This is a genomic window from Plantibacter sp. Leaf1 (assembly GCF_001421315.1).
In the GTDB taxonomy this organism is placed as follows: domain Bacteria; phylum Actinomycetota; class Actinomycetes; order Actinomycetales; family Microbacteriaceae; genus Plantibacter.
In genome coordinates this window covers 396,294-410,674 of record NZ_LMJX01000002.1, presented here as the reverse complement: position 1 = coordinate 410,674, position 14,381 = coordinate 396,294, and the positions used below count along the sequence as shown (strand labels likewise).

The following is a 14,381-nucleotide window of genomic DNA, read 5'->3' as shown; positions in this document are numbered from 1 at the left end:
CTGAGGACCGCCGGGCACGTCAGGGCCGACTCCCGACACCTGGCGCGGCGAACACCAGCTCGTGGACACCGGGCGTCGCCAGCAGGATGCGCCGCCGTCCGCTTGGTGCGCCGTCGACGACGTGAGGCGGGCACGGTCCGTGCGGGCCGGTGACGGTGATCGTCGATCCGTCGTCCGGCAGCTCGACGATCACCTCGGCTGCGGCGAGGCGCAGTCGTGCGCTGGAGATGCGGTGATCATTCCACGCCGCCGCGACGACGTGCCCACCACGGACTCGGAACCCTCTGAAGCTCCCGGCCGACCACTCGGCAGGGACGGTCGGGAGGAGCGACACGACGCCGCCATGCCCCTGGACGAGCAGCTCGACGACACCGGCGGTCCCGCCCAGGTTGCCGTCGATCTGGAACACGGCGTCGAGCTCACCCATGGGGTGGAGGTCGAGCAGCGAGGCCGACGACAGCGGTCCGAGCAGGGCCTTGAGCGCGTGCGACGCGAGCTCCGGCTCCCGGAGTCGCGCGGCCAGGCAGAGCACCCACGCCATGCTCCATCCGGTTCCGCCACCACCGTGCTCGAGTCGCTGTCGCAGCGCACGTCGGGCCGCCGCGAAGTCCTCCGGCGTCCCCGTCTCCGTGATCCGCGTCCCCGGATACAGGCCGTACAGGTGGGAGAGGTGCCGGTGGCCGGGCTCGGTCGTCTCGCGTTCCGCCGCCCACTCCAGGAGCGCGCCGTCGTGACCGATCCGCGGGAGGCGGAGGGCGTCGAAGGCCCCCTGCGATCGACCCACGAGGTCGACGTCCGCGAGGCCGACACCGACCCGCTCCGCGAGAGCGAGGTAGTCGCGGAGGCACTCGTACGCCAGCTCCTGGTCCATCGCCGCCCCGGCGGTCAGCGCAGCCGAAGACCCCACGCCGACGACGAACCGGTTCTCCGGGGAGGTCGACGGACTCACCACGAGCGATCCGTCGGCATCGGTGATGAGCATCCCGAGGACGAAGGCGACCACCGGTTCCAGGAGCTGGAGGACCTTCACCTGTGCGGCGCGATCGGCGCCGTCCTCGAGACGGCGGTGGAGGTGCGCGACGAGCCAGGGGAGTGCGCTCGGCCAGTTCGCCCAGTGGGCGTCGAGCGGCACGGCGTCCGTGTGTCGCCAGAGGTCGCTGTTGTGGTGGGCCGCCGCACCGGCGAGTCCGTAGGCGTCTCGAGCGGTGCGCCGCCCGGCGTCCACCAGCTCGCCGATGAAGCGGGCGAGCGGTTCGGCCAGGCCACCGAGTCCGGTGCTCTCCGCCGGCCAGTAGTTCATCTGGAGGTTGATGTTGGTGGTGAAGTTCGCGCTCCAGGGCGGCCGCACCTGATCGTTCCACACGCCCTGGAGGTTCGTCGGTTCGCCTCCGGCTCGGGAACTGCCGATGAGGAGCGACCGTCCGAGGTCGAAGTACCGCTCCGCAGCGTCGGCCGACGCGGACGCCGATCCCGAGAGATCCAGCTCGACACGGTCGAAGAGCGACCGGTGGTCGGCCATGTGCCTGGCGAGCAGGGCACCGTCGGGTTGACGCAGCGCACGCGCGACCGTCGTCCGCGTCTGCGAGAGCAGCGAGGACGGATCACCGAGCGGCCGTTCCCGCCAGCCGCGGTGTCCTGAACGCGCACCGGCGACGAGGCGGAATCCGCCAGGGATCGGCTGCACCGCGATCGTCAGCGCCCACGCCATGCCCGCATCGACGAGACCGTCCGGGTCCGGCAGATCGGTCGCGTATCGGACGGCGTCGTGGTCGTCACCGCCGAGGTAGGAGGGCCGCACCCCCGAGGGCGCGCGGCCCGTCGACGACCACCACCGGGTGTCGCCGACGGCGTCCTTTGTCGTGGTCGACGGGTGCGGTGTCTCGAAACCGAGCATCGGCTCTCGGACCCCGTCGCCCACCACCTCGACGACGAGCACCCCGTCGGGTGCGGACACGAACGCGGAGAGCGTGGCCGCCCGCCCGCTCCACGTGCTCCTCGTCTCGACCACACCCCGTGCGAGGTCGTGTGCTCGTCGCGAGCGCGCACCGTCGTCGGGCGACGCGTAGTCGACGGTGAGCCGGCCGAGGGGCTGGAAGGACTCGGTGAACGTCGTCCCGCGCAGGGCGGCCGCGCGGGCGTCGGCCGCCAGCGGGTCGTCGTCGGCGATCGCCCGACGCACCGAGGCCAGTGCGCCGCGAGCCGAGCGTGGTCGCGACGCACCGTCCGGCCGTCTCGGACCTCCCGACCACAGCGTGTCGAGGGACAGGTCGATGCCCTCGCGTCCCGGTACGCCGTCGAGCGCCGCGCCGAGGGAGCCGTTCCCGATGAGGAACCGGTCGACGAACCGCGTGGCCGGTTCTTCGAGCTCGACCCGATGCCGTGCGACGGGCGGCTGCGGGTGGTGGTCCATCAGTCGTCGATCCGGAGGAGGGCGGCGCCGTGCGCGGTCAGGGACAGGTCGACGGCGCCACCCGTGACGGGTACCGGCTGCGCGCTCCACAGCTCGGTGACGGACGACCGGTCGGCGCACCCGAGATCGGCCAGGTGCATCCGCACCTCGGCGTCCGCGTCTCCCAGCCAGAAGACCGCGCGCCATCGGGTCTCGCCGAGCTCCGCCGCCCAGACGACGAGGTCGCCGTCGCGGATGATCTCCCGGCTGCCGTCACTGCCGAGCAGTGCGAGCACCTGTGGGTTGCTGAGGAGTGAGAGCGTGTGCGCCGGGGTGTCGGGGAGATGGCCTCCGACGAAGAGCGGGGATCTGGCGATGCACCAGAGCGTCATGAGCGTCTGCTGCTCGGTTGCGGTGAGGCGGCTCAGCCGGTCCGCACCGACGTGGGCGCGGATGCCGATCCGCCCGAGCGGCAGCATGTCCGCGTCGGCCCACGCCCCCGGGCGCTGGTGTGGCGCCCAGCGGGCCAGCCGTTGGAACTGTTCGAGCACCGCGGACCAGTCGTCCCAGAGGTCGTCGGAGATCCGCCACAGCTGAGCGGTCGATCGCAGGGTGTCCAGGTGCTCGGTGGATAGCCGCTTCCCGGGGGACAGACTGAGCACCATCGGCCGACCGCTCGTGTCGATCGCCCGCGAGATGGCCTCGATCTCCGCAGTCTGGATCGGCGGGTACAGCACGTCGTCGAGTTTGACGAAGTCGACGCCCCAGTCGGCGAGCTGCGCCATGACCGAGTCGTAGTAGGCCTGGGCGCCAGGCGCGCTCATGTCGACGCCCACGTTGTCGGGGTTCCACGGGCACACGTTGCTCGGATCGGCGATCTCCGCGCACGTGGCCGTCGAGCCGAGGATCGGCAGGTCGAGCTCGACGGCCCGGCGCGGGACGCCCCGCATGAGGTGCACCCCGAAGCGCAGTCCGAGCGCGTGCACCCGGTCGGCGAGGGCGCGGAACCCGCCGGATGCCGCGGACGGGAACCGGTTCGGTGCCGGTTGTGGTCGGCCCCAGGCGTCGAGCGTCGGGTGGGAGACGCGTTCGTAGTCGTCGACCCCCGGCGTCGCTTCGTACCACTGGATGTCCACGACCACCGTGTCCCAGCCGACAGGGAGCAGGTGCTCGGCGAGGAACGCCGCGTTGGCGAGTACCTCGGCCTCCGTGACGGACCCGCCGAAGCAGTCCCAGCTGTTCCACCCCATCGGCGGCCGGGCGGCCTGCGACCGACGCTCGGCGCGCACGGCGGTGTCCGCGTCGTCCACCCCGCTCACGAGGCGACGACCTGAGCCGTGATGGTGGCGAAGGAGTGCGGCGGCAGCGTCACCCGGATACCGGTGGCGGTGACGTGGAGGTCGGTCAGCGGTCGTGGCGACACGGCGTCGGTCTCACCTGGGCGGTTGTGGGCGTCGGGCCGCTCGGCGGTGAGCAGTCGCCCGTGCGGATCCGTCACCGATCCGCCGCGGAAGTCGATCTCGACGACGAGCGGCGCGTCGAGGTCGACGTTCGTCAGCGAGCAGTGCAGGACGCCGTCCTTGACACTCGCCGAGGCGGAGACGGTCGGGATCCCGGGAGCCGTCGCGTCGGCCACCCGGCTCGGTCCGACCACGTGGGTCGGGAGCGAGGTGGCGTCCTGGTGCCGGCTGTTCATCTCGAAGACGTGGAAGGTCGGCGTGCGGACCATCTCGCCGCCCTCGGGATCGGTCAGGAGCATCGCCTGCAGCACGTTGACCGTCTGGGCGATGTTCGCCATGCGCAGCCGGCCGGCGAACCGGTGGAACACGTCGAAGTGCCAGGCCGCGACCATGGCGTCGCGGATGGTGTTCTGCTGGAACAGGTGCCCGGGATGGGTGCCCGGCTCGACGTCCCACCAGGTGCCCCACTCGTCGAGCACCATCCCGAGCCGTTCCTCCGGGTCGTACACGTCCATGACCGCGGCATGCGACGACAGGAGTCGCTCGACCCCCTGGGCCGCGGCGATCGTGCTCCAGTACTCGGCGGCGGCGAACCCGGTCGCGCCGCCCTTCGCCTTCCAGCTGCCGCCGATCGTGTAGTAGTGCACGGAGACGGCCTCCCAGGGCGTCGCCGAGAACGGGTGGGAGGCGACGTCCTCCACGACCTCCATCAGGGTCTTCGTCCAGGCGACGTCGAAGCCGTCGGCACCGGCCGCGATCCGGTAGAGCGGGACCTTCCCACCGCTCTCGCAGAACGTGCCGAACTGGCGTGCCAGGTCCGCGTAGGCGCCGGCGCGCAGATTGCCGCCGCACCCCCACGGCTCGTTGCCCAGCCCCCAGAACGGCACGTCCCAGGGTTCATCGCGGCCGTTCGCTCGGCGCAACTCGGCCATCGGCGTCTCGCCGGCACCGGTCAGGTACTCGATCCAGTCGGCCATCTCCTGCACCGTGCCCGAACCGAGATTGCCCGAGATGTACGCGTCGGCGCCGAGGAGTTCGCACAGCTCCATGAACTCGTGGGTGCCGAACGCGTTCGTCTCGCTCGTCCCACCCCACTGCGTGTTGATGAGCTTCGGGCGGTCCTCGCGAGGCCCGACACCGCTCGTCCAGTGATACCGGTCCGCGAAGCAACCACCCGGCCAGCGGAGGTTCGGGATGCGCAGTTCGCGGAGCGCCTCCACGACGTCGAGCCGGATGCCGCCGACGTTCGGGACGGGCGAGTCCTCGCCGACCCAGAAGCCGTCGTAGATGCCGCGTCCGAGGTGTTCGGCGAAGTGGCCGTAGACGTGTCGGCTGATAGTGGGGCCCGGGCGGTCGAGGTCGACGGCGATGGTCGCAGTGGAGTCCATGGATGGTCCTGTTCTGTGCAGCGGGTCGTGGGTCAGACGGCGGTCACGAGGATCGTGATCACGCGGTCGGGCTGGAAGGTGGGGAGGTCGAGGCCGACTCCGGAGAGCTGGCCACCGCTCAGCACGGGTGCCGCCTCGAGCGCGGCCGGGTCGGCGTCGAGCGGCGGCGCTTCCCGGAGCCAGGCTGGGATCACCCAGCGGGGGCCGAGGGAGTCGTCCTGGGCGACGGCGAGGCGGTAGTGGCCGTCCGGGCGGAGCCCGGGGAGGCGGACCCGACGCCGGGAGTCGGCCGACCGTGGGGGAGTCACGAGGGTGTACAGCGCGGTACCACCGTCCTCGGCGACCACGCCGCGCAGCGTCGGGGCGTCGTCGTCCCACTCGCCGTCGCCGACGACGCGTCCCGAGGCGATGAGGGCCCGGTGACGCTTGAACACGCTGATCCACCGGGCGACGACCGCGCGTTCGTCCTCGTCGAGCTCCCGCAGGTCCCACTCCACGCCGAAATGCCCGAGCAGCGCGATCGCGCTCCGCGTGTGGAGCGTGTGCGTGCGTCCGGTCGTGGCCGATCGTGCCGAGGCCACGTGGGATCCGAGCATCTCGGGTGGCACGAGGAGTCCTGTCCACCGGAGCATCCGTGCGCGCTCGACGGGGTCGTGGTTGTCGGAGGTGTGGACGCGATCGGTCCGTTCGAGGATGCCGAGGTCGATGCGACCGCCACCCGATGCGCAGCTCTCGATCTCGAGCTGCGGGTGCCTCGCCCGGAGCTCGTCGAGCAGCCGGTAGAGGGCTTCGGTCTGGTCGTGCACGGCCGCCCGGCCGGACGACGGATGGCCGGCGTCGACGAGGTCGCGGTTGTGGTCCCACTTGAGGTACGCGATCCCCAGGTCGGTCACCAGCGTGTCGATGGATCGGAGGATGTACGCGAAGGCTGCCGGATTGTCGAGGTCGAGCACCTGCTGGTGCCTGACGGGCGGCGGGAGCTCGTCCCGCGCGCGGAGGATCCAGTCCGGGTGCTCCCGGGCGAGGTCGGAGTCCTCGTTGATCATCTCCGGTTCGAACCACAGCCCGAACTCCATGCCGAGCGACCGGACCCGGTCGGCGAGTGGGGCGAGACCGTCCGGCCAGCGTTCGGGGTCCGGGGTCCAGTCGCCGAGGCCACGGGTGTCGTCGTGGCGTCCACGGAACCACCCGTCGTCGAGGACGAAACGTTCGACCCCGAGATCCGCGGCACGGGTCGCCAGCTCGGCCAGCACGTCGAGGTCGTGATCGAACAGGACCGCCTCCCAGACGTTCAGGGTGACCGGTCGCGGACGACGAGCCGCCCGCGAGGCGGAACGCAACCACCGGTGATACCGCGACGACGCGTCGTCGAGGCCCACGCCGTAGGCGCCGTACAACCACGGCGTCCGGTGGTCGTCACCCGGGCCGAGTCGGATCTCGCCGGGCAGGAGCAGCTCTCCACCACGGAACGCGAGGTGTCCGTCGGTGCGTTCGACACCGATGGTGTGATTCCCGCTCCACCCCACGTGGCACAGCCACACCTCGCCCTGCCGGCTGTCGAACCCCGGCGTTCCGATCGCGGTCACCCCGGTGGCGTCGAGACCGGGGCGACCGTGCCGCGATTCGCGGAGGTGGGTGCCCGTCACGACGGGGTGACGCTGCGGAAGCTTCTCGGTGCCCCACCGCCCGGCGAAATCGAGGATCTCGCGCGCCGACGTCGGGATCGCCAGAGCGGGGGCGACGCCCTCGATCTCGAGGAGGTCGTCGCCGCGGTTCCCGACGGTCGCGCGGGTCCGCAGCAGACCGCTCGACGTCAGCTCGACCTCCAGGAGCATCACGGTGCCGGTCTGTCCGTCGACCGCCGACACCGCGATCAGCGCGGCGCCGCACTGCAGCACCTCGCCGGCCCGCAGGGCTCGACCGTCGACCTCGACCGAGGTGACGTCGAAGCGCGACGACCAGGCGGTTCCGGCCCGATGCGCCCGGAGGCCGGGGAGACCCGACCAGCCCAGCGCGTGTTCGGGCAGGAGGCTCGGCTCGTACGGTGCGTCCGAGCCGTCGACGAGGTCGCCGCGCACGGTGGCTGCAGCAGCCGCCAGCCACTCGGCGTCGGTGCCCTGGACGGCGGCTCCCCAGTGCGCGATCGCCGGGAGACGGGTCCCGCGTTGGGTGAGGACGACGGAGACGCCGTCGCACTGCAGATGGATGACGCGGAGGTCGGGCGTCGCTGGGAGATCGGACATGGTTCCTCCGAACCGGTCGATGAGGTGGTCTGAGTGGCCGGTGGGCCGATGGTCAGGCGGAGTCGCGGACGACGAGCGTCGTGTCGAGCCAGCGCGGAGCGACCGTCCGGCCGGCGATGAGCTCCATGACGAGTTCCGCGGCGACCCGTCCCATCTGCTCCAACGGTTGGCGGACCGAGGTGAGCGGCGGTTCCGCCGTGGCTGCGACGACCGTGTCGTCGAAGCCGACGAGCGCGATGTCGTCCGGGACGCTTCGGCCGCTGGCCTCGAGGACGCGCATCGCCCCGACCGCCATGAGGTCCGAGCCCGCGAAGACGGCGTCGAGGTCCGGGTATCGGGAGAGCAGCCGCGCCATGGCCGACGACCCGCTGGGCATGGTGAAGTCGCCTCGGGCGATCGCCCGGGTGTCGAGGCCGCGCTCGGTGAGGACGTCCCGCCAGCCTCGGACGCGGTCGCTGGAGGCGGCCATGTCGGCGGGGCCCGAGATGACGCCGATCCGCGTGCGGCCGAGGGCGATCAGGTGTTCGGCCGCGAGACGGCCGCCCGCGTAGTTGTCGGAGTCGACGAAGGTGACGTCCTCCGTGTGCTCGCCCATCGGGCGGCCGACGAAGACGATCGGGAGGTCCACCGGCGCGAGCGCCTGGGTGATCGTGCTGATCTCGTGCTGCAGGATCACCACCGCCCCGTCCACGTAGTGCGCCGCCAGGTAGGCGACGAGTGCGTCGAGTTGGTGTGGATCCGCGAGGAACAGGGCGGGCTGCTGGGCCGCCGAGAGAAGGGCGGCGGTCGCGCCCTTGAGCGGTGCCGCGACGAACGAGCCGGAGAACGGTTCGAGTTCGCCGGCCGCGAGGACGATCGCGACGGCGCCCGTCCTGCCGCCGGCCAGCGACCGGGCTGCGACGTTCGTCCGGTAGGCGAGTTTCACGGCCGCCTCCCGGACGGCGACGACCATCGACGCGTCGACCGTCGAGGCTCCGGCGAGGACCCGCGAGGCGGTCGCTCGGGAGACGCCGGCCTCTCGGGCGACGTCGACCAGGGTCGGTTTGCGCATCCTCGCTCCTTTGCGATCGTCCACCTGCCGGTGGTCTGGTGACGAGCATCGCAGAGTCCGAGAGAGCGGTCTCCGAGTTGCGCAATATTGACCTGGTGCCCCGGAACCGCGCTGCCTATGGTGATCACCACGCCCGAACGGTCCGGATGCTTCCCGATCCAGTCGACATCGGCGCGAGCCGGAGATCGCTCTCCGGCCGGTGACCGCAACGTAGCGCGACACCGCGGAACACGATCCCGCATAGGAGGGGGATTTCCAGTGAAATTCCGTCTTGCAGCAGCAGCAACCGTCGCCGTCATGGTCGGCGCCCTGGTCACCGGTTGTTCCGGGTCCGGCGGCGGCGATGACAAGACCTTCCAGTTCTGGTCCTTCACGGGCATCAACCAGAAGGCCGATGTCGCGAAGTACAAAGAAGCCCACCCCGACATCACCGTCAAGCTCACCGAGGTCGGCAGCACGCAGGAGACCGCTCAGGCGCTCACCGCTGCGCTGGCCGGTGGCAAGGTCCCCGACCTGGTGCTCATCCAGGGCGACGACCTGCCGAACTTCGTCGCGAACCCCGACAACTTCGTCGACCTGAGCACGATGGGCGCCGACGACATCTCCAAGGACTACCTGCCATGGGTCTGGGACCAGGCGGTCGCGCAGAACGACGCCGTCGTCGGGGTGCCGACCGACGTGGGCGGGATGTCGATGGCGTACCGCGCGGACCTCTTCGAGGCCGCCGGCCTGCCATCGGACCCGGACGAGGTCGCGGCGCTGTGGCCCACCTGGGACGACTTCATCTCTGTCGGGGAGCAGTACGTCGCCGCCACCGGGAAGCCGTTCCTCGACAACGCCGGCACCTCGGTCTTCTTCCAGACCGTGAACCAGGTCGACGAGAAGTACTACACGCCGGAGGGTGAGCTCGTGTACGACACGAATCCGCAGGTTCGGGAGGCGTTCGACATCTCGATCAAGGCGATCGAGGCGGGCATCACCGCGAACGTCCCCGCCTTCTCCACCGGCTGGAGCACGGGCAAGACCAACGGCGCCTTCGCCGCGATGGCGGCTCCCTCCTGGATGCTGAAGAGCATCAAGACGGACGCGCCGGACACCTCGGGCCAGTGGCGTGTGACGACGGTGCCGAAGGTCGCCGGCAACTGGGGTGGCAGCTACCTCGCCATCCCGAAGCGCGCGGCGAACCCGGAGGCCGCGTGGGCGTACATCAAGGAGATGCAGTCGCCCGAGTCGCAGCTGAAGAACTTCACCGACACCGGTGCCCTGCCCAGCACGGTCTCAGCGTACGAGTCGACGGCGATCGCCGACTACACCGACCCGTTCTTCGGCGACTCGAAGATCGGTGACGTGCTCGGCAAGTCCCTGCAGGAGTTCAAGCCGTTCTTCAACGGTCCGGAGACCGCGACGATCGGCTCGGCGATGATCAACACCGTCACCGACGTCGAGGCGGGCAACACCCCACCGGACAAGGCGTGGGACGCCGCGATGAAGGCCGTGAAGGACGCCCTCGGCGGCTGACCCCACTTCCGTCCACACCTCCGCTCCGACCCGGGGCGTTCCGGCCGAGCAGCACGCCGGAACGCCCCCGAAGGATCATCGTGACTACTTTCATCGCCCCACCCCGGTTGCTGCCGAAGCAGTCGCCGCCCGGTATCGGGACGCGGATCCGCAACACCCTGCCGGAACGCTTCGCCCCGTACCTCTACATCGCCCCGTTCTTCCTGATCTTCGCCGTCTTCGGCCTGATCCCGCTCGTGTTCACCTTCGTGGTCTCCCTGTTCGACTGGAACCCGATCGGGCAACAGACGTTCATCGGCTTCGACAACTTCACGAGACTCGCCGCCGACCCCCGGTTCTGGAACGCGATGCTCAACACCTTCGCGATCTTCATCATCTCGACGGTGCCGCAGCTGGTCATCGCGCTCGGGCTCGCACACCTCCTCAACCACGTGCGTCTGCGCTTCGCGACCGGCTTCCGGATGGCCATGCTCGTGCCGTACATCACCTCGGTCGCGGCGACCACGATCGTGTTCGCCCAGTTGTTCGACCGCGACTACGGCCTGTTCAACTACCTGATCGGCTTCTTCGGGGGCGACCACGTCGACTTCCTGAACGACAAGGTCGGCTCCTGGTTCCTCGTCGCCCTGATGGTCGTCTGGCGATGGACGGGGTACACGACCCTGTTGTACCTGGCGGCCCTGCAGGCGATCCCGCGGGACGTGTACGAAGCCGCCGCGGTCGACGGTGCGGGTGGCTGGAAGCAGTTCGTCTACATCACCATCCCGTCGCTCCGACCGATCATCGTGTTCACGATCGTCACCTCGACGATCGGTGGGCTCCAGGTGTTCACGGAACCGTTGCTGGTCAACCCGGCCACCGGTCTCACCTGTGGTGCGGCCCGACAGTGTCAGACCCTCACGCTGTTCCTGTACGAGCAGGGCTTCGGCCAGTTCGAGTTCGGGTACGGGTCGGCGATCGGTGTCGCCCTGTTCGTGATCGTCGTGCTCGTCGCCCTCCTGAACTTCTTCCTGTCCACCCGAACCCGAGGAGGACGCTGATGTCCGAGACGCTCAACTCCACCCAGCTGCTGGCGAGCGCGACCTCCGCCGGCCGGAAGCGGAACAGTGGCCGGGTCGGCCGCATCCCGTGGTACACCTACGTGCTGCTCGTGTGTGCCGTCATCGTGAGCATGTTCCCGCTGTACTTCATGTTCGTGGTCGCCACCACGGATTCGGCGACGGCGACGACCCTGCCGCCACGGCTGTACCCGGGCGACAACCTGTTCCACCTCGTCGGGCTGGTCCTCGAGACGGTGCCGTTCGTCCAGTCGATGATCAACAGCCTCATCGTCGCGCTGTCGATCGGTGTCGGTTCGGCGCTGCTGTGCGCGCTGGCCGGTTTCGCTTTCGCGAAACTGGAGTTCCGCGGCCGGAACGCCCTGTTCATCCTCGTGGTCCTCACGATGACGGTGCCCACGCAGCTCAGCGTGATCCCGCAGTACCTCATCATCAGCGCCCTCGACTGGGTGGACACCCTGCAGGCGCTCATCGTCCCCGGGCTCGCGAGTGCGTTCGGCATCTTCTGGATGCGGCAGCACATCTCGAGCTCCGTCAGCGACGAACTGCTGCAGGCGGCGAAACTCGACGGTGCCAACACCTGGCAGATCTTCTGGCGGATCGTCTTCCCGGTCATCCGTCCCGCGGCGTTCGTCCTGGGATTGCTCGGCTTCGTCGGGTCCTGGAACGACTTCCTCTGGCCGTTCATCGTCCTGAAGTCGCCCGAGATGTACACCGTCCAGATCGCGATCAAGGCGCTGCAGTCGCAGCGGTCGATCGACCTCGGTCTCGCGATGGCCGGCTCGTTCCTCGCCACCATCCCGCTGCTCATCGCCTTCATCTTCGTCGGCAAGCGCATGGTGACGGGGATCATGGACGGAGCGTTCAAGGGATGACCCTGCAACACGAAGGCCCCCGGTCGGCCACGCGGCCGGTCGAGCGGGGTCGCTGGAACGTCCGCAGTCTGTCGCCGGTGGAGCGGGCGCAGGCGCTCCTGGAAGCGATGACGCTCGAGGAGAAGGTGGCGCAACTCGGTTCGGTGTGGTTCACCGACTCCGGCGGCGACTTCGCCCCGAGTGTCGAAGCGACCGATTCCACCGCAGCCGCGGAGACGGTGTCGTCTCCCACGGACACCGGCTTCGACGGCGGACTCGGACAGCTCACCCGGATCTTCGGGACTGAGCCGGTGACGGTGCCGGACGGGGTGCGCCGACTCAGCGAGCTGCAGCAGCAGGTCGTCGACGGCAACCGCTTCGGCATCCCCGCGATCGCGCACGAGGAGTGCCTGACGGGCTTCGCCGCGTACGGCGCGACCGCGTTCCCGACGCCGCTCGCCTGGGCCGCCTCCTTCGACGAGGACCTCGTCGAACGCCTGGCCGAGTCCATCGGCGCCGACCTGCGCGCCGTCGGGGTGCACCAGGGACTCGCACCCGTCCTCGACGTCGTCCGGGACTACCGCTGGGGCCGGGTCGAGGAGACCCTGGGGGAGGACCCGTACCTCGTCGGCCAGCTCGGCGCCGCCTATGTCCGGGGCCTCGAGCGTACGGGCGTCGTCGCGACGCTCAAGCACTTCGCGGGCTACGCCGCCTCGCGCGGGGCGAAGAACCACGGCCCGGTGAGCATCGGCCGGCGTGAGCTCGCCGACGTCGTGCTGCCGCCGTTCGAGACCGCCATCCGGCTCGGCGGCGCCCGGAGCGTCATGAACGCGTACACCGACCTCGACGGCGTCCCTGCTGGGGCGAGCGTGGAGCTGCTCACGGGCGTCCTGCGCGACGAGTGGGGCTTCGACGGCACCGTCGTCGCCGATTACTGGGCGATCCCGTTCCTCGCGACGATGCACCGGATCGCCGACGGTGCGGCGGAAGCCGGAGCCCTCGCCCTCACCGCGGGGATCGACGTCGAGCTCCCGGAGACCGTGGGGTTCGGCGCCGCTCTGGTCGGCTCGGTCCGGGACGGGACCGTCAGCGAAGCGCTCGTCGATCGGGCCGTCCTCCGGCATCTGCGGCAGAAGGTCGAGCTCGGCCTGCTCGACGGGGGCCCGCTGGTGCCGGAGGACGCCGCGGCGACCGATCTCGACGGTCCGCGGAACCGCGCCATCGCGACCCGGCTCGCCGAGGAGTCGATCGTGCTCCTCCGGAACAGCGGCGTGCTTCCGCTGGACGCGCGGTCGCGCATCGCTGTGATCGGCCCGGCCGCCGACCAGTTCCGCAGTCTCGTCGGGTGTTACGCCTTCCCGAACCACGTCCTGTCGAAGCACCCGGGCCACGATCTCGGGATCGCGATCCCGACCCTGCTGGACGCGGTGCGCACGGAGTTCCCGGGCGCCGACCTCGTGTCGGAGGAGGGCTGTGGCATCACCACCACCGACCGTTCCGGCATCCCGGCGGCCGTGAGGGCGGCGACGGAGGCCGACGTCGTGGTGCTCGCCGTGGGTGACATCGCCGGTCTCTTCGGCGACGGCACCTCTGGTGAGGGGTGCGACGCCGAGGACCTCCGGCTCCCGGGTGGACAGCACGAGCTCGTGCTCGCCGTCCTCGCGACGGGCACACCGGTGGTTCTCGTCGTGTTGTCCGGACGCCCGTACGCGCTGGGCGAGTACGGAGCCGCCGAGGCGGTCGTCCAGGCGTTCTTCCCCGGCCAGGAGGGTGCCGCAGCCGTCGCGGGTGTGCTCTCCGGACGCGTCGCGCCGAGCGGACGGCTCCCGGTCCAGATCCCGCGGTCGCCCGCCATGTCGGGCACCTCGCTGCAACCACCGCTCGGTCTCGCGTCGCGGGGGATCAGCGTGCTCGACCCCACACCGCTCTATCCGTTCGGTCATGGCCTGACCGGCGGCGACGTCCGCTACCGCTCACTCGAGGCGGCGCCCGAACTCGCCGTGGACGGAGAGCTCCTGGTGGAGGTGACGGTCGAGAACGTCGGTGACGCGGACGCCGTCGAGGTCGTCCAGCTCTACGGCTCGGACCTCGTCGCCTCGGTCGTCCGGCCCGCCGTCGAGCTGCTCGCGTTCGCACGGATCGACCTCGCGGCGGGGACGACGGCGACGGTCCGGTTCGCCGTGTCCGCCGATCGGCTCTCGTTCACCGGGGTCGACGGTCGGCGGGTCGTCGAGCCGGGCAGGTCCGTGCTGTCCGCCGGTCCGTCGGCCGGCGAACGGCCCGTCACCCGGACGATCGAGGTGACCGGTACGCGGCGCGTCCTCACCGGCCGACGCAGCCTCAGGGTGGACTGGCACCGACTCGGTCCAGACGATCGCGGCTTCGACCTCGCGGTCGACCCGACGGGAGGTCGGTGAGCC

The 14,381-nt window shown here is 70.4% G+C and carries 9 protein-coding genes; 4 read left to right on the top strand and 5 right to left on the bottom strand.

From position 1 onward, the window contains the following. Positions 1-19: 19 nt before the first annotated feature. From ASE44_RS04140 to ASE44_RS04120, 5 genes are read right to left on the bottom strand one after another with little or no spacing between them, the layout of a single operon-like run. Positions 20-2,410: a glycoside hydrolase N-terminal domain-containing protein gene (locus ASE44_RS04140; RefSeq protein WP_056777640.1), complete on the bottom strand. Its 2,391-nt coding sequence runs from the start codon at positions 2,408-2,410 to the stop codon at positions 20-22. Further along, entirely contained in the window at positions 2,410-3,708 is a 1,299-nt protein-coding gene (locus ASE44_RS04135) for a glycoside hydrolase family 27 protein (protein WP_235522544.1), read from the bottom strand. The genes ASE44_RS04140 and ASE44_RS04135 overlap by 1 nt, the downstream gene beginning before the upstream one ends. Further along, a complete protein-coding gene (locus tag ASE44_RS04130) occupies positions 3,705-5,237 on the bottom strand; it encodes an alpha-N-arabinofuranosidase (RefSeq protein WP_056006076.1) in 1,533 nt (510 codons plus the stop codon). Before ASE44_RS04130 ends, ASE44_RS04135 begins: the two co-directional genes overlap by 4 nt. Positions 5,238-5,269: 32 nt before the next feature. Next, positions 5,270-7,480, bottom strand: a complete 2,211-nt coding sequence (locus tag ASE44_RS04125; protein WP_056006073.1) for an alpha-galactosidase — start codon at positions 7,478-7,480, stop codon at positions 5,270-5,272. Positions 7,481-7,532: 52 nt separating this feature from the next. Beyond that, positions 7,533-8,531: a LacI family DNA-binding transcriptional regulator gene (locus tag ASE44_RS04120; RefSeq protein WP_056006070.1), complete on the bottom strand. Its 999-nt coding sequence runs from the start codon at positions 8,529-8,531 to the stop codon at positions 7,533-7,535. Between the two features lie 258 nt (positions 8,532-8,789). Between ASE44_RS04120 and ASE44_RS04115 the strand changes: the two genes are divergently transcribed. The 4 genes from ASE44_RS04115 (at position 8,790) to ASE44_RS04100 (ending at position 14,378) form a co-directional block, all read left to right on the top strand. Further along, a complete protein-coding gene (locus tag ASE44_RS04115) occupies positions 8,790-10,049 on the top strand; it encodes an ABC transporter substrate-binding protein (protein ID WP_162235729.1) in 1,260 nt (419 codons plus the stop codon). Between the two features lie 80 nt (positions 10,050-10,129). Continuing rightward, positions 10,130-11,089 (top strand): carbohydrate ABC transporter permease, encoded by a 960-nt coding sequence (locus ASE44_RS04110; RefSeq protein ID WP_056006064.1) that lies wholly within the window; start codon positions 10,130-10,132, stop codon positions 11,087-11,089. Further along, positions 11,089-11,982, top strand: a complete 894-nt coding sequence (locus tag ASE44_RS04105) for a carbohydrate ABC transporter permease (RefSeq protein WP_056006061.1) — start codon at positions 11,089-11,091, stop codon at positions 11,980-11,982. Before ASE44_RS04110 ends, ASE44_RS04105 begins: the two co-directional genes overlap by 1 nt. After that, positions 11,979-14,378 (top strand): beta-glucosidase, encoded by a 2,400-nt coding sequence (locus ASE44_RS04100; protein ID WP_082455774.1) that lies wholly within the window; start codon positions 11,979-11,981, stop codon positions 14,376-14,378. The genes ASE44_RS04105 and ASE44_RS04100 overlap by 4 nt, the downstream gene beginning before the upstream one ends. Positions 14,379-14,381 lie beyond the last annotated feature (3 nt).